The sequence below is a fragment of the Pedobacter sp. MC2016-14 genome (assembly GCF_020991475.1).
Lineage (GTDB): Bacteria > Bacteroidota > Bacteroidia > Sphingobacteriales > Sphingobacteriaceae > Pedobacter.
In genome coordinates this window covers 150,436-175,510 of record NZ_JAJMPA010000001.1, presented here as the reverse complement: position 1 = coordinate 175,510, position 25,075 = coordinate 150,436, and the positions used below count along the sequence as shown (strand labels likewise).

At 39.4% G+C, this 25,075-nt stretch carries 20 protein-coding genes and 1 tRNA gene; 11 read left to right on the top strand and 10 right to left on the bottom strand.

What is annotated here, in order from left to right; translation table 11 throughout:
• Positions 1-7 precede the first annotated feature (7 nt).
• The 3 genes from LPB86_RS00690 to LPB86_RS00680 all read left to right on the top strand — a co-directional run bounded on the left by LPB86_RS00690 (position 8) and on the right by LPB86_RS00680 (position 5,099).
• Positions 8-2,809, top strand: coding sequence for a 2-oxoglutarate dehydrogenase E1 component (locus tag LPB86_RS00690; RefSeq protein WP_230640538.1), 2,802 nt, complete (start codon positions 8-10; stop codon positions 2,807-2,809).
• 19 nt (positions 2,810-2,828) lie between these two features.
• Positions 2,829-4,064: a 2-oxoglutarate dehydrogenase complex dihydrolipoyllysine-residue succinyltransferase gene (gene odhB, locus LPB86_RS00685; protein ID WP_230640537.1), complete on the top strand. Its 1,236-nt coding sequence runs from the start codon at positions 2,829-2,831 to the stop codon at positions 4,062-4,064.
• A gap of 144 nt (positions 4,065-4,208) precedes the next feature.
• On the top strand, positions 4,209-5,099 hold the full coding sequence (locus tag LPB86_RS00680; RefSeq protein WP_230640536.1) for a hypothetical protein: 891 nt from the start codon (positions 4,209-4,211) through the stop codon (positions 5,097-5,099).
• Positions 5,100-5,106: 7 nt separating this feature from the next.
• Here LPB86_RS00680 and LPB86_RS00675 read toward each other — a convergent pair whose 3' ends face one another.
• Together LPB86_RS00675 and LPB86_RS00670 are read right to left on the bottom strand one after the other, a co-directional pair.
• A complete protein-coding gene (locus LPB86_RS00675) occupies positions 5,107-6,558 on the bottom strand; it encodes a M1 family metallopeptidase (RefSeq protein ID WP_230640535.1) in 1,452 nt (483 codons plus the stop codon).
• A 37-nt stretch (positions 6,559-6,595) separates the two neighbouring features.
• Entirely contained in the window at positions 6,596-8,467 is a 1,872-nt protein-coding gene (locus LPB86_RS00670; protein WP_230640534.1) for a CocE/NonD family hydrolase, read from the bottom strand.
• A gap of 88 nt (positions 8,468-8,555) precedes the next feature.
• Here LPB86_RS00670 and LPB86_RS00665 point away from each other — a divergent pair, with 88 nt between their 5' ends.
• The 3 genes from LPB86_RS00665 (at position 8,556) to LPB86_RS00655 (ending at position 11,683) form a co-directional block, all read left to right on the top strand.
• Positions 8,556-9,002, top strand: a complete 447-nt coding sequence (locus LPB86_RS00665) for a GtrA family protein (protein ID WP_230640533.1) — start codon at positions 8,556-8,558, stop codon at positions 9,000-9,002.
• Positions 9,003-9,092: 90 nt separating this feature from the next.
• Positions 9,093-10,499, top strand: coding sequence for a dihydrolipoyl dehydrogenase (lpdA, locus tag LPB86_RS00660; protein ID WP_230640532.1), 1,407 nt, complete (start codon positions 9,093-9,095; stop codon positions 10,497-10,499).
• Positions 10,500-10,540: 41 nt separating this feature from the next.
• Positions 10,541-11,683: an MFS transporter gene (locus LPB86_RS00655; protein WP_230640531.1), complete on the top strand. Its 1,143-nt coding sequence runs from the start codon at positions 10,541-10,543 to the stop codon at positions 11,681-11,683.
• A 72-nt stretch (positions 11,684-11,755) separates the two neighbouring features.
• On the opposite strand, the gene LPB86_RS00650 is transcribed toward LPB86_RS00655, so the two are convergent.
• The 5 genes from LPB86_RS00650 to LPB86_RS00630 all read right to left on the bottom strand — a co-directional run bounded on the left by LPB86_RS00650 (position 11,756) and on the right by LPB86_RS00630 (position 18,786).
• A complete protein-coding gene (locus LPB86_RS00650) occupies positions 11,756-14,950 on the bottom strand; it encodes an efflux RND transporter permease subunit (RefSeq protein ID WP_230640530.1) in 3,195 nt (1,064 codons plus the stop codon).
• Positions 14,951-14,956: 6 nt separating this feature from the next.
• Positions 14,957-16,021, bottom strand: a complete 1,065-nt coding sequence (locus tag LPB86_RS00645; protein WP_230640529.1) for an efflux RND transporter periplasmic adaptor subunit — start codon at positions 16,019-16,021, stop codon at positions 14,957-14,959.
• Between the two features lie 84 nt (positions 16,022-16,105).
• On the bottom strand, positions 16,106-17,437 hold the full coding sequence (locus tag LPB86_RS00640) for a TolC family protein (RefSeq protein WP_230640528.1): 1,332 nt from the start codon (positions 17,435-17,437) through the stop codon (positions 16,106-16,108).
• A 20-nt stretch (positions 17,438-17,457) separates the two neighbouring features.
• Positions 17,458-18,066: a TetR/AcrR family transcriptional regulator gene (locus tag LPB86_RS00635; RefSeq protein WP_230640527.1), complete on the bottom strand. Its 609-nt coding sequence runs from the start codon at positions 18,064-18,066 to the stop codon at positions 17,458-17,460.
• A 111-nt stretch (positions 18,067-18,177) separates the two neighbouring features.
• Positions 18,178-18,786 carry a TetR/AcrR family transcriptional regulator gene (locus LPB86_RS00630; protein WP_230640526.1) on the bottom strand — a complete coding sequence of 203 codons (609 nt, stop codon included), beginning with the start codon at positions 18,784-18,786 and terminating at the stop codon, positions 18,178-18,180.
• Positions 18,787-18,961: 175 nt separating this feature from the next.
• On the opposite strand from LPB86_RS00630, the gene murB reads away from it, so the two are divergent.
• The 3 genes from murB to LPB86_RS00615 all read left to right on the top strand — a co-directional run bounded on the left by murB (position 18,962) and on the right by LPB86_RS00615 (position 20,970).
• Positions 18,962-19,978, top strand: a complete 1,017-nt coding sequence (murB, locus tag LPB86_RS00625) for a UDP-N-acetylmuramate dehydrogenase (protein WP_230640525.1) — start codon at positions 18,962-18,964, stop codon at positions 19,976-19,978.
• Positions 19,979-20,127: 149 nt separating this feature from the next.
• Positions 20,128-20,658 (top strand): RNA polymerase sigma factor, encoded by a 531-nt coding sequence (locus LPB86_RS00620; RefSeq protein ID WP_230640524.1) that lies wholly within the window; start codon positions 20,128-20,130, stop codon positions 20,656-20,658.
• Between the two features lie 72 nt (positions 20,659-20,730).
• Positions 20,731-20,970: a cytochrome b5 domain-containing protein gene (locus tag LPB86_RS00615; RefSeq protein WP_230640523.1), complete on the top strand. Its 240-nt coding sequence runs from the start codon at positions 20,731-20,733 to the stop codon at positions 20,968-20,970.
• Here LPB86_RS00615 and LPB86_RS00610 read toward each other — a convergent pair.
• Both LPB86_RS00610 and LPB86_RS00605 read right to left on the bottom strand, forming a co-directional pair.
• The gene (locus tag LPB86_RS00610; RefSeq protein ID WP_230640522.1) at positions 20,967-21,524 is read right to left on the bottom strand and encodes a hypothetical protein; all 558 of its coding nucleotides are present in this window, start codon (positions 21,522-21,524) and stop codon (positions 20,967-20,969) included. The two genes, LPB86_RS00615 and LPB86_RS00610, sit on opposite strands and share 4 nt — an antisense overlap.
• Before the next feature lie 269 nt (positions 21,525-21,793).
• On the bottom strand, positions 21,794-22,714 hold the full coding sequence (locus tag LPB86_RS00605; RefSeq protein WP_230640521.1) for a PfkB family carbohydrate kinase: 921 nt from the start codon (positions 22,712-22,714) through the stop codon (positions 21,794-21,796).
• A 142-nt stretch (positions 22,715-22,856) separates the two neighbouring features.
• Here LPB86_RS00605 and LPB86_RS00600 point away from each other — a divergent pair.
• Positions 22,857-22,933, top strand: a tRNA-Asn gene (locus LPB86_RS00600).
• Between the two features lie 105 nt (positions 22,934-23,038).
• A complete protein-coding gene (locus tag LPB86_RS00595) occupies positions 23,039-23,716 on the top strand; it encodes a DUF429 domain-containing protein (RefSeq protein WP_230640520.1) in 678 nt (225 codons plus the stop codon).
• A gap of 246 nt (positions 23,717-23,962) precedes the next feature.
• Here LPB86_RS00595 and LPB86_RS00590 read toward each other — a convergent pair whose 3' ends face one another.
• A complete protein-coding gene (locus LPB86_RS00590; protein ID WP_230640519.1) occupies positions 23,963-24,874 on the bottom strand; it encodes an AraC family transcriptional regulator in 912 nt (303 codons plus the stop codon).
• Between the last annotated feature and the right edge of the window lie 201 nt (positions 24,875-25,075).

Genomic DNA, 25,075 nt, shown 5'->3' with positions numbered 1-25,075 from the left:
ACAAATAATGGATAATTTATCTTATCTCAGCGGCGAAAGTGCCGGATACATCGATTCTTTATATCAATCATACAAAGAAGATCCTGGTTCAGTAGAATTTGGATGGCAGAAATTCTTTGAAGGTTTTGATTTCGGAACTACGCAAGGATCGGCTTCGGTTGCCGGTGAGACTCCTGAGCAATTTTTAAAAGAGGTTAGTGTACTGAACCTTATTGATGGCTACCGTTCTCGTGGTCACTTGTTTACCAAAACCAATCCTGTTAGGGAAAGACGTAAGCACAAGCCAACATTGGAGCTTTCCAATTTTAATTTGGGTAATGAAGATCTGGAGACTGTATTCAATTCTGGTATTGAACTGGGAATTGGTGCGGCTAAGCTGAAGGATATTGTTGCTTTTTTAGAGAAGACGTATTGCGGTTCTATTGGTGCGGAATATAAATTTCTACGTACTCCTGAAGTACTGAAATGGTTGGAAAGCAAAATGGAAAGTGCAAATAACACACCTTCCTTTTCTATTGATGAAAAAAAGAGAATTCTTAATAAGTTAAATGAGGCTGTAAGTTTTGAAAATTTTCTTGGAACTAAGTTTCTTGGACAGAAACGTTTTTCATTGGAAGGTGCTGAAGCTTTAATTCCGGCATTAGACTCTGTGATTGAAAAAGGTTCTGCACTTGGAATTGAAGAATTTGTGATTGGTATGGCACATAGGGGACGTTTAAACGTGCTGGCCAACATTATGCAAAAGACCTATAAAGATATTTTTGCCGAGTTTGAAGGTAAAGGTTACAGTGCTCAATCTCCTTTTGGGGGTGATGTGAAATACCATTTAGGGTATTCTACCGATATTACGACTAATGAAGGTAAAAATGTACACTTGAGCTTATGCCCTAATCCATCGCACCTGGAAACAGTGAACGGTGTGGTTGAAGGAATGACCAGGTCTAAAATTGATTTTAAATATGGTGGGGATAATGCCCGCATTGCACCAATCCTGATTCATGGGGATGCTTCTATTGCCGGACAGGGTATTGTGTATGAGGTGATCCAAATGGCTGGATTGGATGGCTACAAAACTGGTGGTACCATTCACCTTGTTATCAACAACCAGATTGGCTTTACCACCAATTATAAAGATGCACGTACCAGTACGTACTGTACTGATATTGCCAAAGTTACTTTATCGCCCGTTTTTCACGTAAACGGTGATGACGTAGAGGCGCTGGTATACGCCATTAACCTGGCCATGGAATACCGTCAGCGTTATAAAAATGACGTGTTTATTGATATTTTATGCTACAGAAGGTTTGGACACAACGAATCTGATGAGCCTAAATTTACACAGCCTTTATTGTATAAAACGATAGAGAAACATGCCAATCCAAGAGATTTATACATTCAGCAATTAATTGGTGAAGGTAAACTTGAAGCCAGTCTGGCTAAAGAAATGGAGAAAGCTTTCCGTAATATTTTACAGGAACGTTTAAATGAGGCTAAAGAAATTACTTCTACCTACCAGGATGTTAAATTTGGTGGTGCATGGTCTGAAATGAGGATTGCAACGGCAAAGGATTTTGAAGTTTCTCCTGATACTTCTGTAAATAAAGAAACCTTGCTAAGTGTAGCTCAGAAAATCAGTGCTTTGCCTGCAGATAAAAAATTCTTCAAGAAAATTGAGAAGTTGTTTGAAGAACGCAGTAAAATGGCCAATACTACATTTGTGTTTGACTGGGCAATGGGCGAGCAGCTGGCTTACGGAACTTTACTTGCTGAAGGTAAAAGGGTTCGTTTAAGTGGTCAGGATGTGGAACGTGGTACTTTCTCTCATCGTCATGCGGTATTGACACTTGAAGATTCTGAAGAAGAATATATCCCATTGGCAAATGTTGCAGAAAATCAGGCTCAGTTTGATATCTACAATTCTCACTTATCTGAATATGGTGTATTGGGTTTTGAATATGGTTATGCCATGGCCAATCCTAACGCCTTAACCATTTGGGAAGCACAATTTGGTGATTTCTTTAACGGTGCACAGATTGTGGTAGATCAGTATATCGCCAGTGCGGAGACAAAATGGCAAAGGGAAAATGGTTTGGTGATGCTGTTGCCTCATGGTTATGAGGGACAGGGACCTGAACATTCATCGGCCAGAATAGAGCGTTTTATGGAGCTTTGTGCGGATAACAATATGCAGGTAACCAACTGCAGTACACCTGCAAACTTTTTCCATGCCATCCGCAGACAGTTTAGCCGTGATTTTAGAAAACCATTAGTGGTATTTACCCCTAAGAGTTTATTGCGTCATCCTAAATGTATTTCTCCGATTGCTGAGTTTACATCTGGTAAATTCCAGGAAGTAATTGACGATGCAAATGTTAAGGCGGCAGATGTAACCAGGGTATTGTTTTGTACAGGTAAAATCTATTATGAACTGTTGGAGAAACAGCAGACTGATCAGATTAAGCATGTGGCAATTGTAAGGGTTGAGCAATTGTACCCTACGCCTTTTGCACAAATGGAAGCCGTTTATAAAAAATATAAAAAGGCTGATGAGGCCATCTGGGTACAGGAAGAGCCGGAAAATATGGGTGCCTGGCCATATTTGTTGCGTAAAACAAGGAAAACCTTCTTTAAAGATATTGAGGTGATTTCCAGAAAAGAGAGTAGTAGTACTGCTTCTGGTTTTGCAAAACAACATGCTGATCAGCAAGCCTATATTTTAGCTAAATCTTTTGAAGAAAGGGTAACTGAAACCGAACAGAAAATAGCTAAAAAAACAGTTAATAAAGTAAAAGAGTATAACGTAGATTAGAAAATAAAATACATCAGTTATGAGTATAGAAATTAAAGTTCCGCCAGTAGGAGAATCAATTACAGAAGTTGTATTATCCCGTTGGGTAAAAAATGATGGCGAGGCAGTTGAAATGGATGAGGTTATTGCTGAGCTGGAATCAGATAAAGCCACATTTGAACTGACTGCTGAACAAGCTGGAACTTTGAAAACAGTTGCTGCTGAAGGTGATACTTTAGCCATTGGTGCTGTAGTTTGTAAAATAGAAGATGGTGGTGCAGCTGCACCTAAAGCCGAAGCTGCTGCTGCTCCTGCAGCTGAAGAAAAACCTGCGGCAGTTGCGGATAAACAATCTGCTCCGGTAGCGGAAAGCAAAGACAGTTATGCAACTGGTACGCCTTCACCTTCGGCAGGAAAAATTCTTGCAGAAAAAGGCGTAGATGCTGCAGCTGTTAAAGGTTCAGGCGTTGACGGGAGAATTACCAAGGAAGATGCATTAAATGCATCGGCTGCTGCTCCAAAACCTGCTGCTGCGGCTCCTGCTAAAGCGGAAAGTCCTGCTCCTGTAGCTGGTGCAAGAAGCGAACGCAGACAGAAAATGACGCCTTTGCGTAAAACTGTAGCTAAACGTTTGGTAGCTGTTAAAAATGAAACAGCCATGCTAACTACTTTTAATGAAGTTAACATGAAACCAATCATGGATCTGCGCGGTAAATACAAAGATCAGTTTAAAGAAAAATATGGCGTAGGCTTGGGCTTTATGAGTTTCTTTACCAAAGCGGTATGTGAAGCGCTTAAAGATTTCCCTGCGGTAAATGCACGTATTGACGGCGAAGAATTGGTATACAATGATTTTGTAGATGTTTCTATCGCAGTATCTGCACCAAAAGGTTTGGTTGTTCCGATCATTCGTAATGCAGAAAGTCTTTCTTTAGCTCAAATCGAAAAAACAGTAATTGAACTGGCTACTAAAGCCCGTGATAGTAAATTGACTATCGATGAAATGACCGGCGGAACTTTTACCATCACCAATGGTGGTGTATTTGGCTCTATGATGTCTACACCAATTATCAATGCACCACAGTCTGCCATTTTGGGAATGCACAACATTATTGAGCGTCCTATTGCAGAGAAAGGTGAAGTTGTGGTTCGTCCGATGATGTATTTGGCATTGTCTTACGATCACCGCATTATTGACGGCAGGGAATCTGTAGGTTTCCTTGTTCGCGTAAAACAACTGTTGGAAGACCCAGCACGTTTGCTGTTAGGCGTTTAATCTTTTTAGTATACAGGAGCCCGCTGATTAATTTTAGCGGGCTTTTTTATGCGCTGTATTTACCGTATGTCATTTAATTGTGGTTAAACGATTAATATTGATGTTGTAACAAATATTTGTTTTTTATTGTGTTATTTTTGCCGCGTGAAGAAAGTTTACTTAGTATTCTTTTTGCTGGCATTTGGCAAAAAGTTAAGCGCACAAGACAATACTGGCGCATCAGCAGGACAGGTTAAAATAGGGAAAAGCTTGTTCGGAAATGAAGTAAAACGGAACTTCTCCCGGAAAGGTGACTTCTATTTTCACTGGGGTTATAACCATTCCTGGTATGGTAAAAGCGACATTAAGTTTACAGGTCCGGGTTATGACTTTACTTTGAAAAGCGTAACGGCCCAGGACAGGCAGTCGCCATTAAGCTGGGACTATCTAAATCCTACGCTAATTTCTATTCCTCAATACAACATCCGCGTTGGGTATTTTTTTGCAGATAATTATAGTGTTTCCATTGGCTGGGACCACATGAAATACGTAGTAGATATTCCGCAAACTGTAGCCATTACCGGTACCATTGGTGCGCAAATTTCAGAGCCTTCTGTTTCAACAGGTGCTTATGCCGGTACTTATAACGGGCAAATGATTAACCTTACGCCCGATGTACTTACTTACGAACATACAGATGGTTTTAATTATGCCAATATAGAATTTGAAAGGCATGATGATATCTGGGTAGCGCCTTCAAGAAAAACTTCATTGACTATGGAGACAGGTCTTGGTGGGGGGATGTTGGTTCCCCGCTCTGATGTACGTCTTTTTAACCAGGGCAGGAACAATCACTGGAATGTTTCCGGATATGGGTTTTCTGCTAAAGCTGGTCTCAAGTTCTACATTACTAAAGGCTTTTATGTCCAAAACACCACCAAAATTGGTGCTACCAACTTGAAAAACGTACATACTACAGGAAACGATAAACTAGAAAAAGCAAGCCAGAAAATCAATTTTGTAGAGAACCTTTGGGTGATTGGTTTTCAGTTTTAATCCTTTTTTACTTGTAAACCGGAGCAGCAGCCTGATACAAGTATTGCTTGAAAACCGTACTCAGGTCTAAGCCACTCTGCTGACTGAGGTATTGCTCAATTTCTTTTCCGGTTACCGTTTTATGGTAAAACTTTTTGTTCATGCCTCTTAAAATGCTGCGAAATTTCTCGTCGTCATTCATGAGCTGACGGATGTGGTAAATCATATTGGCACCTTTATAATACATATCGCCAGAGCCTTCCTTGTTTACCTCTCTGGGGCCAATAATGGGTTTATCGTTCTGTATATTTCTCCGAATTCCCGTTACGTAATCTGTACCTGCTTTTTTGCCGTACTGGCACTCTACAAACAAGGCTTCAGAATAAGTTGTAAAGGCTTCATGCACCCACATGTCGGCAATGTCTTTAGTGGTAATGTTGTTGCCAAACCATTCATGACCGCTTTCATGTATGGTAATGAAATCAAACTTTTGGCCCCAGCCTGTTCCTGACAAGTCAGACCCTAAATATCCTTTTTTAAATTCATTACCATAAGCGATGGCGCTTTGATGCTCCATGCCCAGGTGAGGTGCCTGAACCAGTTTATAACCATCTTCATAAAAAGGGTAGGGGCCAAACCAATGTTCAAAACATTTAAGCATAGGCTTTACATCCGCGTCCCAATGCGGGCGTGCTTTTGCACTATCTGCAGTTAATGACCAATAATCAATAGACAGTTGTCCTTTTTCTCCGGTATAGTTGTCTGTCCAATGTGCATAATCACCTATGTAAAACGTAACATCATAGTTATTGATAGGATTGGCTACAAACCAATTGTATTGGGTGTATCCTGTCGGTTTAGCTTGTACAGACCTTAGTCTTCCGTTAGAAATTTCTTTTAATCCATTGGGGATGCTAATGCTGATTAGCATGCTGTCTACTTCATCACTTTGATGGTCTTTATTGGGCCACCAGCTGCTGGCACCCAAACCCTGGCAGGCTACGGAAACCCAGGGTTTTCCGTTTTTGTCTTTTTTAAAAATGAAGCCACCATCCCAGGGCGGGTTGTTGGCTATCACAGGTCTTCCGGAATAGTAAACCGTAAATTTATCTTTAGTACCCTTTTTGATGGGCTTTGGGAAATTGATAAATACCGCATTAAATTCCCGGCTAAAAGGAACTTCCTCTCCTTTATAAATTACCTTATCTACCTTTAAGTTGCTAAAGAGATCAAACTGCAGTTTGCTGAAATTTTGTGTGGCTGTGAAAACAAACTCATTACTGCCGCCGATGAGTTTCTGATCAATGTCAATTTTCACGTCTAAATGGTAATAATTGATGTCATAACAAGTTCTTAAGGGGCTAAGCATTCCTCTTAAAGTATCAGCACGGGTATATTGATTTTTAGGGCTTATCAGCTGTGCTTTTGATAAGGAGGCCAGTGACATTAAAATAAGGAAACTGTAAATAAATGATTTCATCTGTGTAAAATTGTTTTTAGGCTGATGGCTCAGCTTCTTATTTAAGAATTGTTAAAGTAAGAGAGGAGGCATTTGAACGGTCATGAAAAATCCGGTGTGTTGCTTTTTGAAAATCACCTGGGTCTGCCTGGTAAATGTCCATAAATTTCTGCGGGTTTCTGTCCGCAATAGGAAACCATGAATTTTGGATCTGAACCATCATGCGGTGGCCCTTTTTAAAGGTATGGGCAACATCGGGTAGTGCGTAGTTTATATTTGTGATTTCTCCCGGAACAATAGGTTCTGGTTTTTCAAAACTATTGCGGTATTTTCCACGCATAATTTCTGCACGAACCAACATCTCATATCCTCCCATAATTATATTGTTTGGATTTGGGGTAGGGTTCGGGGCATCTTCCGGGTAAACGTCTATGAGTTTAACTACATAATCTGCGTCAGATCCTGTAGTAGATACAACCAGGTTTGCAAGTACTGGTCCAGTAAGGGTGATGTCTTCTGCTAATGCTTCAGTTTGATAGACTTTAACATCAGGTCTTTGTGCTGCAAAACGCTGGTCATCTATCATATACTCCCGTGATCTCTTTGCCTGCACTCCATTTTGATAAGGTACAGGACTGTTGGGGTCGCTCACATACTCATCCCAGCTGTCTGTTCTTTGTACTTTTTCAAAACTTAGCCTTCCGTTAGGTTGGAGATATAATGTTTTAAGCATGGTCTCTTTTGGCGGCCAGGCACTAAATTTTTTCCATTCGTTGCTGCCGGTTACAAAAACATTAGCTTCCGCCACATTAAAATCTGTATTGCTTTTGAGGTAGTGTTTGAAAAAAGGCAACTCAAAATTTTCCTGGTAATAAGTGCTCGTAGGCTGACCGAATTCTATGTCACCGAATTTACTTCCCGCACTCCGTACCCAGCCTCCATGAAACCAGGGGCCCGCAACTAAAATATTGTTTGCTGAGGGATTTTGTTTTTCTATGGCTTTGTAGGTAGCAAAAGTTCCATAGGCATCTTCTGCATCAAAGAAGCCACCCACTACCATTACAGCAGGTTTAACATTTGTAAGGTGTGGCAGTATTGTTCTGGCTTTCCAAAAGGTATCCAGATTAGGATGTTTAAATAAGTTGTTCCAAAACCTAATACTGTCTGCCAGGTATTTTTCCTTCAGGTTTTTAACGGAACCTGTTTCAAGATAAAAACGATAGCTATCCTGTATAGGAAACCGGAAACTATTAGGTCCTTTTTCTGGCGTAATTGGTTTAGGTCTTGGCACCCCAAAAGTGGTCATGAAACTGAATGCATCCATTGCAAATAAAACACCATTGTGATGAAAATCATCTCCAATAAACCAGTCTGTAACGGGTGCTTGCGGAGACACCGCTTTTAAGGCAGGATGTGCAGCTGGCAAAGATGTGGTAGCATAAAAGCCAGGATAAGATATGCCATAAATCCCTGCTTTACCATTGTTGTTTTTGACATTTTTAACCAGCCAATCAATCGTGTCATAAGTGTCGGTACTCTCGTCTATATCTTTTTTGCTTCTTTTATTAACAACCTGTGGCCTGATGTCATCAAAAGTGCCCTCGCTCATCCAGCGGCCCCTCACATCCTGGTAAACGAAAATGAATCCTTCCCTCATCATAGCTGGGAAATTTCCAAGACTGGTTTTATACTTATCTTCACCGTAAGGGGCAACGGTATATGGGGTTCGGTTAATTAATAAAGGGTATTTTTTTGTTTGGTCTTTTGGGATGTAAATAGAGGTAAACAATTTTACACCATCGCGCATGGGAATGCTGCGTTCAATTTTAGTGTAGTTTTCGCGTACAAAAACTGAATCTGTATTTTGTGCATAAGAAGGCAATTGAGTACTCAATAGTAAAAGTGCCAATAGGGATTTAAGGTGAAGCATGAAGCTGAAATATTAAGCCTTAAACTTACAAAAAATTAAAAATCTTTGATATCATTTGTACCTTTGAAATTTACATGAACACCAAGCGATGCCTGAGCAAAAATTCAGTGTTACTTACTTCTGGTCTTTAATTCCTCCAAGGCTGCTTGCACTAATTAAGTTTGGTATTACAGGTACGTCTGGCCTGATCGTAGATTTTTGTCTTACCTGGCTTTTTAAAGACGAATTCCATGTGAATAAATTTGTAGCCAACGCTATTGGTTTTACTGCTGCTGTGGTTAGCAACTACTTCATCAACAGACTTTGGACCTTTAAAGATAAGAAAGCCGGTATTGGCAAACAGCTCAGCGCTTTTATCGTGGTTTCGCTGATTGGCTTGCTGCTAAATTCCGGTATCATCTATGTGCTGGATAACTTGTTGCTGCTCAATTTTTACCTAAGTAAGGCCATTGCTGTGCTGCTGGTTTTCTTTTGGAACTTTAGCGCCAACTATTTCTTTGTTTTTAAAGCGGAGAAGGAAGTCCGAATACCTTAATAGTCCATTTTTTTGTCATAAACACCTGATAAGATGTCCTATTTCTATATAGGTTTTACTAACTTTGTGGCACAAAAAAACTCTTAGAATATGCAATACGATGTCGTTGTGATAGGTTCTGGTCCTGGTGGTTATGTTGGCGCAATAAGATGTGCTCAATTAGGCTTAAAAACAGCTGTTATAGAAAAGTATAAGACTTATGGCGGTACCTGCTTAAATGTAGGTTGTATCCCCTCTAAAGCCCTGTTGGATTCTTCAGAGCATTACCATAATGCTGCCCATACTTTTACTACCCATGGTATAGACCTTAAAGGTTTAAAAGTAAATATGCCGCAAATGATTGCGCGCAAAAATGATGTTGTGGCACAAAATACTGCCGGAATTACATATTTGTTTAAGAAAAATAAGATTGATGCTTTTGAAGGTGTGGGGTCTTTTGTTGATAAAAATACGGTTAAGATTACTAAGGCTGATGGCAGTACGGAAACCATCACCACAAAAAATGTAATTATCGCTTCGGGTTCTAAACCTACTGCGCTTCCTTTTTTACCTATTGATAAAAAAAGAATTATCACCTCTACTGAAGCCTTAAATATTACTGAAGTGCCAAAAAGCATGGTGGTTATTGGCGGTGGTGTTATTGGTTTGGAGCTGGGTTCTGTATACGCACGTTTGGGAACTAAAGTTTCTGTAGTTGAATTTTTACCATCTATCATTGCTACAATGGATGCTGGTTTGGGTAAAGAATTACAGCGTGTGCTTAAGAAATCTTTGGGCATGGAGTTTTACATGAACCATAAAGTTACAGGTGCAACTACAAAAGGTAAATCAGTAACGGTTACTGCAGAAAATGCTAAAGGTGAGCAAGTAAGTTTAGAGGCAGATTACTGCATTGTTGCTGTAGGTCGTACGGCTTATACTGCTGGCTTAGGCTTAGAAAATATTGGTATTGTTACTGAAGAGCGCGGGGGTAAAATTCCGGTAAATGATCATTTAGAAACTACAGTACCTGGTGTGTATGCTATTGGCGATGTGATTAAAGGTGCTATGCTTGCGCACAAGGCAGAAGATGAGGGTATTTATGTTGCGGAACGTATTGTTGGTCAGAAGCCACACATCAATTACAATTTAATTCCGGGTGTGGTCTATACCTGGCCTGAAGTTGCTGCAGTAGGTTTTACTGAAGAGCAGTTGAAAGCTGCCGGAACTGCTTACAAAGCGGGCTCTTTCCCTTTCAAAGCCAGTGGTCGTGCAAAAGCCAGTATGGATACCGATGGTTTTGTGAAAGTATTGGCTGATGCTAAAACTGACGAAGTGTTGGGGGTACACATTATTGGTCCGCGTGCAGCTGATATGATTGCTGAGGCTGTTGTAGCTATGGAATTCCGCGCATCTGCAGAAGATATTGCCAGGATTTGTCATGCACACCCTACTTATACTGAAGCCTTGAAAGAAGCAGCTATGGCTGCTACTGATAACAGAGCTATCCATATTTAAACCCCTGCAGGCTTTTTTAAGCCTGCTTAAAATTTATTAATTTGACGAGTCTAAATCGTATGCGTTTGGCGGTGTCCCTGTTCTATTTTGGACAGGGACTTTGTTTTGCCTCCTGGGCAAGCCGTATCCCCGACCTGAAACACACTTTAAATTTATCTGATGCCCAATTGGGTAGTATCTTGTTGGCTTTGCCTATGGGGCAGTTGTTAACCATGCCGCTGTCTGGCAGACTGGTAACCGCCCTGGGCAGTCGTACTATGCTGGTTGCTACGGCTCCTTTGTATGCACTTGCGCTAACCAATATGGGCCTGGCTACTACTGGCTGGCATTTGTTTTTTGCTTTGTTTCTGTTTGGTGTTGTAGGTAATATGTGCAATCTGGCTTTAAATACTCAAGCTGTTGCTGCAGAGCAAACCTACGGCAAACCCATTATGACTTCTTTTCATGGTGCATGGAGTTTGGGCGGTTTTAGTGGTGCGTTACTGGGTTTATTGCTAATTAACTTCCATCAAAGTCCGTATGCTCATTTCTGGATCATTGCAGTCGGGGTTTTGTTACACATCCTTGTCAATTATCGTTTTTTGATACCTGGGCAAAAAATAGCCGCTAAGAAAGAAAAAGGCAAGTTATTTGTACTGCCTTCTGGCCCATTGGTGCAACTGGGTATCATCGGTTTCTGTAGTATGGCTACAGAAGGGGCGATGTTTGACTGGAGCGGGGTTTACTTTAAAGAGATTGTAATGGCACCTTCTGCTTATGTGGTGCTTGGTTACACCTCATTTATGATTATGATGGCTACCGGCAGGTTTTTGGGTGATAGAATGATTCAAAAATTTGGACGTAAGCGCTGGCTGCAAATTAGCGGCATCATGGTCTTTACAGGTATGTTTACCTCTGTACTGTTCCCTTTTTTAATTCCGGCTACTATTGGTTTTATGCTGGTAGGTGTGGGCGTTTCTGGAATTGTACCCATGTTGTATACTATTGCGGGTAATAACAAAACAATAGCTCCGGGAATGGCTTTAGCTATGGTTTCTGGGGTAAGTTATTTCGGTTTCCTTTTGGGACCTCCATTAATTGGTTATATTTCTGCACTTTCTAGTTTAAGGTATTCTTATGCCATTATAGGATGTTTTGGGTTTTTTATCACCATGATTGTAGCTAAGATTAAAGCCATTCAATAACACCCTGCAGTAATGATTGAGCATAAAAAAAGCAGCGCCATTAGACGCTGCTTTTTTTATGCTCATAAAGAATTAAATATGGTTACCACCCTCAAGGTCATATTCATGAACCTCTTTGTGGTCATATGGTTCTACCATCAGCTCTTCTACTGTTTTGCCTGGCTTATTGAAACCAAAGTAGTCTAACAGATTGTCAAACACCTGATACATTACCGGAACCACAATCAGGGTTAGGAATAATGAACTGGTTAATCCACCAATAATTACCCAGGCCAATCCGTTTTTCCATTCTGCACCTGCTCCACTTGCCAGGGCAATAGGAAGCATACCAATTACCATGGCAATGGTGGTCATCAAAATTGGACGTAAACGTGCATGATTAGCTAGAATTAGTGCTTCATGTGTAGTCTTTCCTTCTTTCTTCATCTGGTTGGTAAAATCTACCAGGATAATCGCATTCTTTGCCACCAAACCAATCAGCATGATTAAACCTAATATGGTAAAGATACCCAACGACTGGTTAGCTAATGCAAGGGCTAATAAAGCACCTATGATAGATAAAGGAATGGAGAACATTACCACCAACGGATAAATAAAGCTGTCATACAAGGCAACCATAATCAGGTAAACCAGGATGATGGATGACAATAAAGCGATGCCTAAGGTTCCAAAACCTTCACTTTGATTTTCCTGGTCACCACCCCATACATAACTTACACCCAGAGGCCGTTTCAATTTGCCTGATTCTTCAAGTGATTTCAGTTTATCTTCAAAATCTGATACAACCGTACCTGTAGGGCGACCAATGGATTGTGCTTTTACAGTTACAGAGGTGCTTTTGTCTTTACGTTCCAGCTGACTAGGGCCTGCGCCTTCTTTAATGTCTGCAAACTGCGATAGTTTAACTTGCTCGCCGTTGGTATTAATAAAGATCAGGTTTCTTACGTCGTCAATGTTTTTACGATTAAAAGCCTGGTACCTGATGTTGATGTCGTATTCGTATTCGCCTTTACGGAATTTACCGTCGGTATTTCCGCTAAATGCAGTTTGCATGGTAGAACCTACAGTTTGCAAAGTAAGACCTAAAGCAGCCATTTTATCACGGTCTACCTGTACGTTAATCTCCGGGCTACCTTTTTCTACAGATAGTTTTGTTTCGGCGGCACCTTCAATTCCGGCCAGTACTTCTTTAGCTGCTTCGGCATATTTTAAGGCGCTATCCAAATCTGCACCGGTTACCACCAGCTGGATCGGCGCATTTTCTGCGATACCCAAAATACTGATTGGCACCGTCTTTACGTTTGCACCAACTAAATATTTTGCCAGTTCGCGACTCACTTTAGTGGCATAAATGCTCGATTCTTCTCTTTTGCTGCGGTCTACCAGCTTAACATTAATCTCTGCCTTGTATGCCGTAGCTTGCGTACCACCCATATCACCGCTGGCCTGTCCAACAGTGGTAATCATTTGGGTAATCTCTTTTTTAGTGGCCAAAAACTCTTCTGCTTTTTGAGTATACTGGTTCATTTTCTCTATAGAGGCATCTTTAGGCAATTCAATTTGCACTAAAAATTCACCTTTATCACTTTTAGGGAAAAATTCCGTACCAATAAAACCACCTATAGTTAATCCGCATGAACTGATCAACAGCATAAATACACCTATAACAGTAATTGCTTTATGGCGCAGCGTCCATTCTAAGATACCTGTAATCCAAACGGTAAATTTGTGCAGTTGCTTCTCAAACCATAAAATGAAACGGCCAAATACGTTTTTACCTTCTATTTTCTCTAACTTTCCAAAGCGTGAAGACAATAGGGGTACAATGGTAAATGAAGCTACCAATGACAAAAGGGTAGCAATGATAACCACTACGCAAAATTGGCGAAGGATGTTGGATACTAATCCTGTACTAACTGCAATTGGGAAGAATACTACCACAATTACCAATGTAATGGAAACTACGGTGAAACCAATTTCGCTTGTTGCATCGTAAGCCGCACGTACACGGTTTTTACCCATCTCCATGTGTCGGTAAATGTTTTCCAGTACCACAATCGCATCATCCACCAGGATCCCTACCACTAATGATAAGCCCAACAGGGACATCAGGTTTAAGGTATAACCAAATAAACTGATTCCAATAAAGGTTGCAATTAACGAGGCGGGAATGGATACCATTACAATGGCCGCATTACGTAAACTGTGCAGGAAGAAAAGCATTACAAAAGCTACGAGTACAATAGCCAACAGTAAATCGTGGATTACCGCATCTGCAGATTCTAAGGTAAAAATGGAACTGTCGTTTACAATTTTGATGTTCAAATCATTGGCTTTGTAATCTGTCATCAAGGTTGCAATCACTTTATGCATTTGTTTACTTACCTCCACCGCATTTGCATCAGTTTGCTTCACAATCTGAATGGCGATTGCACCGTTTCTATCAATACGGGCAATTTTCTCCACTTCTTTTTGCGTATCCTGAACATCGGCAACGTCACTCAAACGGATTTGCGCACCTGTTTTGCTGGTAGAAACCACCAGGTTTCTAAGTTCATTTACATCTTTATATTTACCAGATAAACGAATTAAGATGTCTTCGTTGTTGGTTTTAACACTTCCTGTAGGGAAGTCCAGATTGGAGGTTAAAATAGCCTGCTGAATTTGAGGAACTGATAAGCCATAACCTTGTATTTTATCAGCATCTAAACCTACCTCAATTTCACGTTCCTGCCCGCCTACAAGTGTAACCTGAGCAACACCAGAAACCCTGGAAAGTACCGGGGCAATTCGTTTATCAATCAGGTCGTAAAAAGTAGCATCATCCATCTTTGCCGAAGCAGACATGGTAATTACCGGAAGATCATCCAATGAAAACTTGTTTAATGATGGTGCTTTTACCTCCTCCGGCAGATCTGCCAAAATTGCATTGATTTTACGTTGGGCATCATTCAATGACAAATCTACATTGGCCTTGTCGGTAAGCGTTACCGTTACTACGGATAAGCTTTCGTACGAGACAGAGTTAATTTTCTTTACGTTCTCCAATGAGGATACCGCATCCTCAATTTTCTTGGTCACCGTATTTTCTACCTCATTTGGCGAAGCTCCCGGATAAATGGTAGAGATGGAGACTACATTATTTGAGAATTTGGGCAAAAGCTCATAACTCAGGGAAAAGTAGCTCAATAGTCCCATTAGTGTTAATGCGGTAAAAACCACAATAACCAGGCTGGGACGCTTTATGGATATTTCTGTTAGTATCATAATGTGTTATTTTACCGGTGTAACGGCGCTGCCGTCTACCAGGTTAATTTGTCCGCTTGTAATTACAGTTTCGCCTTCTTGCAGGCCGTCAATGATTTCTACGTTTTCGCCCAGGATTCTTCCTGCAATTACTTTACGAAGTTTCGCTTTATTGCCATCTGCCAATACAAATACCTGGTTGCTGCTCACACTACCCACAAAAGAACCGCGTGGAATAGTCAACAAAGGCGCTTGTTTAGGGAATTTAAAGATGGCAGTTCCATACATGCCAGCTTTGATGTCGTGTTTGCCATTGTTGGCTACCAAAATTTCTACAGGGAAATTTAATGAGGCATCTGCTTTTGCTGCAATAAAAGTAATTTTTCCTGTGTAGTCATCGGCAGGGAAAACATTTGATTTAAGCTGCACAGCATCGCCGATTTTTAAGTTGGCCACCTGGTTTTCATTTACATTTACTTTCAGCTTTAGCTTTGATACATCAACCAGTTCAAACATCTTTGTGCCCTGGGTATTCACAAAAGCACCCACTTCAATGTATCTTTTGTTAACAATTCCGTTGATTGGAGATTTGATATTGGCGTCGCTAACACGGCGTGCAGAACTTTGTAGCCTTAAACGTGCATTTCTAGTCGCTAGTTTAGCCTGATCCAATTGCTGCTGGGTAACCCCGCCAGTGGCAAAAGAACTTGCATACCTTGCTTCATCCCTTATTGCATTATCAAGGGTTGCCTGTGCAGTTTCTTTATCCGTATTGATAATCTCTGCATCAATCCTCGCCAGCACCTGTCCTTTACTCACGCGGTCGCCTTCGTCTACAAATATTTTACTTACACGGCCGGCATTTTCAGAAAGGAAATCCAATTCCTGGTTTGCCGCAAAAACACCGTTTACGCTGAAATCAAGATCAACAGCTTCTTTTTTGATGGATGCAGTACGTACGCTGACAGCACCACTTCCCTGAGCCACGATTGCAGTTTTTTCTGCGTTCTTCTTCTTATTGTTGGTCAGTACATATGCAATTACTCCTCCAGTAACAGCAATTACCAGGATTGCTATGATTATTTTTTTCATCTGTTTATAGTTTGTTTTTTATTTGTGATGAAGCTATTATGATCTTAATCATTCGAAGTGTGATTTTGAAAGATCATGATGGTTTCATTGTAATAGTGATTTTATATTTCCGTTAGATTTGATGAGTTGTATTTCGGCAATTTTGTAATTAAGTAAAGCCTGTGTGTAGCTATTCTGAGCTGAGGTTAAAGCATTCTCTGTATCTAAAAGGTCGGTTAAAGTTGCCAAACCATTGTTGTAATTGTTTTGGGTGCTTGTATAAATCTCTTGTGCCAAATCTGCATTTTTACGCTGTGCATTAATTGTATTCAAGTTATTGCGTAGCTGTATTTTTGCATTTTCATAAGCCAGATTTAAAGCATTATTAGTATTGGAACGATCTTCGTCGGCTTTTTTAATGTCTACATCTGCCTGACGAATTTTAGAACGTGTTAAAAAGCCATTGAATATCGGTACCCGAAGCGTTAACCCAATTGCTGATGCTCCGTAACCTACTGACAGTGGGCCGGACCCAATAAAATCAAATTTATCACCTTGAGAGGCATAGGTATAGTTAGCAGATAATGCTAGTGTTGGATAATATTCTGATACATAAGCTTTGCGTTGTAATTCCAGTAATTTCCTGTTGATATCCAATATTTTAATTTCGGTCCTATTGCTAAAAGACAATGAACTGGCTAATTCCGGCAGTTGTCTTACTTGAGTCAGCTCGGCAGCTGGCAGAGAAATAATTGTACTTACCGGCATTCCCATGGCATACTTTAACTGGTTTTCTAACAATGTAATTGCATTTAATGTTTGCTCGCGCTGTGTGGTTAGGTTAGTCATGTTAACGCTAATCCTGTCTACATCAATTTTCCTTGCTAAACCATTTTTATACTGGTTTGCTATAATTTTTTCAACAATACCTACATTTTTAATGTTGGTGTCAATAACATTCAATTGTTGCCTATTTACTAAAACCTGATAATAGTTATTGGCTACCATTTCAATGGTTTGTTCTTCGGTATATTGCGAATTTAAATTATAGTAAATCTCACTGGATTTAGCCGCCTGCAAGCCTGTGAAAACTTGTTGGTTAAATAGTTGCTGTGACAATTGTACACCTGAGTTAGAACTCCATTTGTTGCCAATCTGAACGGCATTTCCTGCAAATATAAGTTGCCCAATTACCGGGTTGTAGTTGAGGCCAGCTGTTCCGGTTAGCTGCGGCAAAGCTTGTGACCTCACTTCTTCAACTTTGTATCTGCCTTTTTCTATATCCAGTTTCGCTTTACGTACTTCATTGTTATTTTGCACTGCATAATTCAATGCCTCCTTCAATGTAAGCGTTTGCTGCGCATACGTGAAATTTGACAACATCAAACCCAGCAGCAACAGCGGGATCAATTTCATCGGTTTATTTTTACTCTCCATTCTGTTTTAATTTGTGGTCTTTACTTTCTTAGTCCTTTGATAAATATTTTGGAAAGGCTAAGCTGCCTTTCCAGTATGTTTTTGAGTTCCTTTTTGCTTGGAAAGAGCTCTTTATTTCCATGCATAATGCAGAGGGACGTAATTCCCATTAAACTGCTAATGTACAGATCTGCAATTTTATAAGCGTCGTCAAGTTCTATGCCTTGATGATCTGCCGCATACTGAAATATCTCTGCATGAAACCGCAGGTCTTCCCCTTTCCGGGTCATCACATAGTTTTTGATTTCATCTGAATTCAATGTTGCGTCATTACTGCCGCTTGATAAGTGTAGCATATAATATTTCTGAAAAAAGCGGTGTCTGATTTCAATGAAATTATTAAGTGTTGTATCAAGGGGAGCGCCTTCTTTGTAATCTTTTTTTAGTGCTTCAAAATAATCAGTGAAAATTCTTTCCACTACCCCCAAAATTAAACTGCTTTTGTCGGGGAAATAATAATATAACGAAGGTTTAGAAACTGACAGGTCATCTGCAATTTCATTCATCGTTGTTTTATTGATGCCAAAATGCATAAATCGTTTTATAGCACCATCAATAATACTTTCTCTTTTTTTATCTGTCTCTACCATTCTACCTTTTTACTTTCTGACTTTTTTATTGATAAGGTCAAAAGTACAGCTAAGACAAACTACTAAAGAAGCAATCTAATAATACGTTATTAATGTGACAAAAATATGACTTTATATTTTGTTTTTTAAGCCTGAAAGAAAAATGTTAGCAAATTTTTGTTCTTTTATAAAGATCATTTTAAACTGGTCTTTGCCAGGAAATATGTTTCTGTCTTTATTTAAGATGTTGAAATGCAGCCCTGCCAATGCTTCGATAAATATTTCTGTAGTAATTATGGGGTCGTCAAGGTAGAATTCGTGGTTTTCTGTGCCTTTGATGAGTAATCCGGAGATGATTTTCAACTCAAATGCTCTTGCTATATTAAACTTTTCTTGCAAGCCTTCTGGTAATTCAGGTCCGGCATTTTTAGCATATTCCATTAAATTATAATACTTCTGGATATAGGCTTGTCTTTTTTGAAGTAACGTAAGAATGGCTTCTGTACAGGTCTCTGCTTTTTCAACAGATTTTAAAATGTCTTTGCTGATGGCGTGCATAAGGTGTTCAATTACACTTACGTACAAGCTCAGTTTGTCTGGGAAATAATAGTATAAGAGTGCTTTAGAGAAGGCAATGTCTTTCGCTATTTCCGTCATGGTTGTTTTTGCCAATCCATAATGGGCGAATCTTTTTAAAGCAGCATTGATAATTAAAAGTCTTTTTTTATCCTGATTTTCCATAAAGTTCATTTCTTCCTTGCGTCATTGGCAAAGGAGACTGCTTAAATAAACAGAATTGTAAATATGCAATTTTTTTGAGTATTTAAATTAACATCATTTATGGTCGGCGGTGCTAATCATTCCCGATTTACTGGATTACTTCTTTACATTTGCAGCAAATAAATCCTAAAACAATATGTATCTACTTCGGGAAAACTTCTCTTTAAAAGCATATAATACTTTTGGCATCGACGTTAAAGCACGGTTTTTTGCTGAAATATTTACGGAAGATGACCTGGTGGAGCTAAGTGCCCAGTCTGTTTTTAAGGAAAATAAACTGCTGGTTTTAGGTGGTGGAAGTAATATGCTTTTTACCGAAGATTATATGGGCTTGGTACTGAAGGTGAGTATTCCGGGTATAACCTCACAAGTTTCAGATCATGTTGTTGCTGTTACTGCGGGTGCCGGTGTGGTTTGGAATGATCTTGTGCAGTATTGTGTGCGCAATGGATATGCTGGTATGGAAAACCTGAGCCTGATACCCGGTACTGTAGGTGCATCACCGATCCAGAATATTGGCGCTTACGGTGTAGAGTTAAAAGATGTCTTTGAATCCTGTAGGGCTTTTCATATCCCCACAGGGAAAATTGAAAAGTTTGATTATGCTGCTTGTCATTTTGCCTACCGTGAAAGCGTGTTTAAGCATGAGCTTAAAGGGCAGTATATCATTACAGAGGTAAGTTTTAAATTGGCTACTGAAGCTAAAATCAATACACAATATGGTGCTATTCAACAGCTGCTTACTGAAAGGGGGATTGTTCATCCTAATATTGCTGATATTTCGGCAATTGTTTCAGAAATCAGGGTTAGTAAATTGCCAGATCCATCCACCATTGGAAATGCGGGTAGCTTTTTCAAAAACCCTATTGTGACCGAAGCGGAGTACATCAGGATTAAAGCGCTATTTGCAGATTTAGTGAGTTTTCCCGCTGGAGATGGTTGCGTTAAACTGGCCGCAGGCTGGTTAATAGAGCAATGTGGCTTTAAAGGAATGGTTAGTGGAAATACAGGGACCTGGAAGAACCAGGCATTGGTACTGGTGAATAATGGTGGGGCTACGGGACAGGAAGTGTATAGTTTTTCAGAATCCATTATCGACGCTGTAGCACATAAATTTGGGGTAAAACTGGAGCGGGAAGTAAATATTTTGTGATTTTTGACCTTTTTTAAGTCTTTTTTTAGGATTTGCCTTTTTGGTACACCTATTGTATAATGTTTAGTATACAAGATTAAACAAACTTGAGCTCGCCACAACATCAGAAGCTGTTTGTTTGCCTTTTTAACCTTTAAAGCTTAAACATTATGACAAAAAATGAGTTCAACCTTCAGCTTAATGACCATTCTGGTTCCTTACAGTCATTTGCGTTAAATTTTACAAAAGACATTGAAGATGCAAATGATTTAGTGCAGGATACTATGTTGAAAGCAGTAACCTACTACAGCAAATTTAAAGAGGGTACAAATTTAAAAGGATGGTTGTTTACCATCATGAAAAACACATTTATCAATAACTACAGACGACTGGTTAAAACCAATGCTTTGATTACTCAGGCAGACGAAATTTCATCGGCTAATTTGTTTTTTAGTTCTACAGCTAATGCGAGCGAGAGCAAATTTATTGTGGGCGATATCAATAAAGCTTTAGCTACCCTGCAGCCAGAATATTATGTGCCCTTTATTAAATATTTTGAAGGCTATAAATATCATGAAATTGCAGATATGCTGGAAGTGCCAATGGGTACCGTAAAAACCAGGATCCATGTTGCACGTCAGATTCTTAAAAAGTACCTTAAAACTTATTCTAAAGACATCTTGGGTGCCGAGATTGTATAGGTGTAGGTTTATTTAAAACATATTTTAAAAGCGTTTCAATTTATTGAGACGCTTTTTTTATATTTAAAAATTATGACCGATTTTCCCGTGTATACAAAGCAACAACTGGCCCTCCGCAATGGTGAGGATAAACCGCAAATTTGGGTAGCCTTTAAAGGTTTGATTTATGATGTTGCTGAAAGCCGTTTGTGGAGAAATGGAAAGCATTACGAGCATTGGGCAGGGCAGGACCTTACGGATGAACTTGCTGACGCGCCGCACACAGACGCAGTGTTTGAAAAGTTTAACGTGGTAGGTAAATTGGCGCCTTAGTTAAAATTGATACTAAGGGCATGCCATTGGCCGGCATCAATTTTACGGATATTTATAATAGCGCCTGAATCTGGAATGTTGATGGCTACTCCATCTTTGTTGTTTACAATGTATTTTGGATCTACAGTTTTACTCATTTTATTAACTAGTGTTTCGTAGGCTGAGTTTATGGAGTTGATGTCTCTGGAAGAAGAAATTACATAAGCGTAGGTAGAAACACATCCTGTTTTGTCCACGCAGATGTTTCCGGGGCCTTCCGGGATTGGATTTTTAAGTAATTTAGAATATACACGTGATGCGCATTTCTTGTAGGTATTTCTTGAAACCCGGGCCAATGGTAAAACTGCAGTATTGTAAAGGGTAAAACTATCTATTGGAACTCCTTTTTTAAATTTGTAACTGTCAATTAAATTGTTCACGAAGCCTTTGCTGGTACCTAAGTTTATGCTGTTTTTATTTTCAACGGTGTAAGAAACCAGCGTAGTTTGCGCACTTAAGGTAAAGTTCCAGGCTATTGCCAGGATAAAAAACAGAAGAGAACGTTTGGGGTTCATGACAAAATATTTTAGAACTCTTTTACAATCATCACTCCATTCTTAAACAATCATGGAATGTCTTTTACATTTTGATGATAATGGCTGTTTTTGGGCTTGTAAGTGCTTGTATTTATGGGTTTTGTGTGTTGTAACTCGTATTGATAAATTGTGGGTTGTGTGTATAAATGAGGATTTTGTTCCTCGTTTTATCTCATTTTGAGAAATATAATACACAAAACAAGCCGTTCAGTTTGAGTTGAATGGCTTGTGTAAAAAGGCATATCTGCTTAAAGATCAATGGTAAATGAGCTTAGGTTTACAAATTCTTTGATGCGGCTTTCAATTTCTGCATCTGTAAGGTTAATGATTTTCTCTGTGCCAAATTTCTCCACGCAAAATGACGCCAATGCAGAGCCATAAATGATGGCATTTTTCATGTTGTTGAAGCTGATGGTGCCAACTTTAGCCAAATACCCGATGAATCCGCCGGCAAAAGTATCTCCTGCGCCGGTAGGGTCAAAGACCTCTGCCAATGGGAGTGCAGGTGCAGAGAATACTTTGTCTTCATGGAAGAGCAATGCGCCATGTTCCCCTTTTTTAATGATCAGGTATTTTGGTCCCATGGTTAAAATTTTATTCGCTGCTTTTACCAATGAATACTCTCCTGAAAGCTGACGGGCTTCGGCATCATTGATCGTTAATACGTCAATTAGTTTGATGGTTTCCAGCAGGTCTGGCATCATGATGTCCATCCAGAAGTTCATGGTATCTAAAACAATTAATTTTGGACGGTTTTTAAGACGTTTGATGACAGTTTGCTGTACAATAGGGGTAAGGTTGCCTAACATGAGGTATTCGCAGTCCTGATAGCTTTCCGGGATAATGGGATCAAAGTTTTCCAGTACGTTCAATTCCGTAGCCAAGGTATCGCGGCTATTCATGTCGTTGTGGTACTTGCCCGACCAGAAAAATGATTTTTCACCCTCTTTAATTTGCAATCCTTCGGTATCTATACCGTGCTTTGAGAAGGTATCAATGTCGGATTTTTGGAAATCATCACCCACAACACCCACTATTTTGACTTTATTGTAGAAGTAGGAAGCGGCTAAACTTGCATAAGTAGCGGCACCTCCCACTATTTTATCGGTTTTTCCAAAGGGAGTTTCAATGGCATCGAATGCTACAGTTCCTATGATTATCAGGCTCATATAAATTAATTAAAAATTATTTTCATTTTTTTCACTACAAATATTGCATAAATAAATTAAAACCCCTAATATTGCATTCCCAAAACGAACAAGGCTTTATGTTCTTAACACTAGCCAGAAGCCGTTTTAGGACAACCAGCACTCCTTCTTAGCTCAGCTGGTTAGAGCATCTGACTGTTAATCAGAGGGTCGCTGGTTCGAGCCCAGCAGAGGGAGCCAAAATGAAAGCCTCACAGCAATGTGAGGCTTTTTTGGTTTCTGTAGGTTTTGGATCAAGCGGCAAATTTTAGACAGTACATTTGGTGTAACATCATATACAAAATTATGACTTATGTAGGTATAGACGGATGCAGGGGCGGTTGGATCGTTGCAATAATTGATAGAGATGGAAAATTAAGCCATCTTCTCTTGTCCTCTCTAAAAGACTTGCCTAATATTTCCTTTAAGTTGGCCTTAATTGATATCCCACTTGAATTTGCTGATCAATGTTACAGGTCGTGTGAAATAGCTGCTCAATTGCTATTAGGTTCACGCAAACGGGCGTCTATATTCATGACACCACATCGAAGTGCGGTATTTGCTACTGATTACATTGAAGCGAGTCAACTTAATCGGTTGCATCTTGGTAAAGGTTTATCAAAACAAAGTTGGAATATATGTAGTAAAATAAAAGAAGCTATCTTGTTTATCACCCAGAGACCAGATGTTCCGTTATTTGAAGCACATCCAGAACTTTGCTTTTATTTTCTTAATAACTGTGAGCCTTTACTTTCAAAAAAGTCATTACCTGAAGGTGCTGATGATAGATTAAAAATTATCAACGAAAACGACTCAAACTATATTCAAGTAATTACAGAAACATTAAAAACTACAAAAAGAAAAGCTGTAAAACTAGATGACATTATTGATGCAACAATCCTTGCAATAAGGGCTAAAGCAGCAAATATTCAAACGGTACCAATTAATAAGCACATTGGAGATCGTGATGCCATCTTATTTTAAATAAATAATTCATAATAAATGTAATATCTCCTTCTTTCAACCTTATTTCTTTTCGAAATGGATTCAATCCAGCTTAACTAATAAGTTGCTATATTAGGCAAGGCTGAAAAAAACGAAATACACATTTACAACCTGCGGTCGCTAAAACATTCTCGGGAGAGAAAATGAAAGCCTCACAGCAATGTGAGGCTTTTTTGGTTTATGGCTCAATTCCGCTTGATCCCTGTTTCCGCTTGATCCATGTTTTTAACTAAACGAGTTTCTGAACTCCAAAGGTGATACATTTGTCTTCGTCTTGAAAAGTTTGCTGAATGATTGTGAATGTTCAAAGCCCAATTCATAAGCAATTTCCGAAACGGAAAGATTTGTTGTTGATAATTTTTCTTTGGCTTTTTCTATGATTGCGTTTTGAATGTATTGTTGTGTGTTTAGCCCAGTCAATGAACTCAACATGTCACTCAGATAGCGTTGCGATAGCTTTAATTCTGTGCTGATATATTTCACGGATGGCAAACCATTTTTCAGACTGTTTGTTGCAAAATAACTGTTTAAAAGTTTGTCCAAAGAAGTGATGATGTCGTGGTTGACGGCTTTCCTCGTCAAAAATTGCCTGTTGTAAAAACGGTTGCTGTAGTTCAATAACAATTCTATTTGCGACACCAGAACATCCTGGCTGAAACTGTCAATGTTGTTACCTAGTTCATTGGCTATTGTAGTAAATAGATTGGCTATGATCTCTTTTTCTTTTGCAGATAGAAACAAGGCCTCCGAAACGTCGTAAGAGAAAAATCCAAATTGATTTATTGTGCTTCCTAATGGGTAATTTCGGATAAAGTCCGGATGGAAGTACAAGGCGATCCCCTCATAGCTTTCTGTTTCTTCAGGTGAAAAAACAATTTGTTTTGGCTTCAAAAATGCCAATCCGCCTTCTTCAAAATCGTAATAGCCTTGTCCGTATTTTATGTGCCCTGTGAATGTTGGCTTAAATGAAATTTTGTAAAAATCAAGACTCACTTTTTGCCCTTTTGGAAACATATCAATCGAGACATTATTGTAATCAACCAAAGTGATTAATGGGTGCAATGGCGAAGGAAATCCCAAGACACGCATCAATTGCGATATACTTTTAATCTGATTGATGTTTGATTGTTGCTGCATTTCGTTTACGAATTTAATCAATTTTGTTTTGACGGGCGAATCACGATATCACCAACTTCAACATCTTTCGGTTGGCTAATGGCATAGATAACCGCATTGGCAATGGCATCGGGACTAATGGCTAGATTTTCCATATTTTGGCTAATTCTATGGCAATGGCTTTACCCATTCCGCTGCTTGCACCTGTAATGGCTATTACTT

Bases quoted from the DNA above. Each gene is read 5' to 3' on its own strand.
- LPB86_RS00690 (WP_230640538.1), top strand. From the start codon at position 8: ATGGATAATTTATCTTATCTCAGCGGCGAAAGTGCCGGATACATCGAT.
- odhB (WP_230640537.1), top strand. From the start codon at position 2,829: ATGAGTATAGAAATTAAAGTTCCGCCAGTAGGAGAATCAATTACAGAA.
- LPB86_RS00675 (WP_230640535.1), bottom strand. From the start codon at position 6,558: ATGAAATCATTTATTTACAGTTTCCTTATTTTAATGTCACTGGCCTCC.
- LPB86_RS00670 (WP_230640534.1), bottom strand. From the start codon at position 8,467: ATGCTTCACCTTAAATCCCTATTGGCACTTTTACTATTGAGTACTCAA.
- LPB86_RS00665 (WP_230640533.1), top strand. From the start codon at position 8,556: ATGCCTGAGCAAAAATTCAGTGTTACTTACTTCTGGTCTTTAATTCCT.
- lpdA (WP_230640532.1), top strand. From the start codon at position 9,093: ATGCAATACGATGTCGTTGTGATAGGTTCTGGTCCTGGTGGTTATGTT.
- LPB86_RS00650 (WP_230640530.1), bottom strand. From the start codon at position 14,950: ATGATACTAACAGAAATATCCATAAAGCGTCCCAGCCTGGTTATTGTG.
- LPB86_RS00645 (WP_230640529.1), bottom strand. From the start codon at position 16,021: ATGAAAAAAATAATCATAGCAATCCTGGTAATTGCTGTTACTGGAGGA.
- LPB86_RS00640 (WP_230640528.1), bottom strand. From the start codon at position 17,437: ATGGAGAGTAAAAATAAACCGATGAAATTGATCCCGCTGTTGCTGCTG.
- LPB86_RS00635 (WP_230640527.1), bottom strand. From the start codon at position 18,066: ATGGTAGAGACAGATAAAAAAAGAGAAAGTATTATTGATGGTGCTATA.
- LPB86_RS00630 (WP_230640526.1), bottom strand. From the start codon at position 18,786: ATGGAAAATCAGGATAAAAAAAGACTTTTAATTATCAATGCTGCTTTA.
- murB (WP_230640525.1), top strand. From the start codon at position 18,962: ATGTATCTACTTCGGGAAAACTTCTCTTTAAAAGCATATAATACTTTT.
- LPB86_RS00620 (WP_230640524.1), top strand. From the start codon at position 20,128: ATGACAAAAAATGAGTTCAACCTTCAGCTTAATGACCATTCTGGTTCC.
- LPB86_RS00615 (WP_230640523.1), top strand. From the start codon at position 20,731: ATGACCGATTTTCCCGTGTATACAAAGCAACAACTGGCCCTCCGCAAT.
- LPB86_RS00610 (WP_230640522.1), bottom strand. From the start codon at position 21,524: ATGAACCCCAAACGTTCTCTTCTGTTTTTTATCCTGGCAATAGCCTGG.
- LPB86_RS00605 (WP_230640521.1), bottom strand. From the start codon at position 22,714: ATGAGCCTGATAATCATAGGAACTGTAGCATTCGATGCCATTGAAACT.
- LPB86_RS00595 (WP_230640520.1), top strand. From the start codon at position 23,039: ATGACTTATGTAGGTATAGACGGATGCAGGGGCGGTTGGATCGTTGCA.
- LPB86_RS00590 (WP_230640519.1), bottom strand. From the start codon at position 24,874: ATGCAGCAACAATCAAACATCAATCAGATTAAAAGTATATCGCAATTG.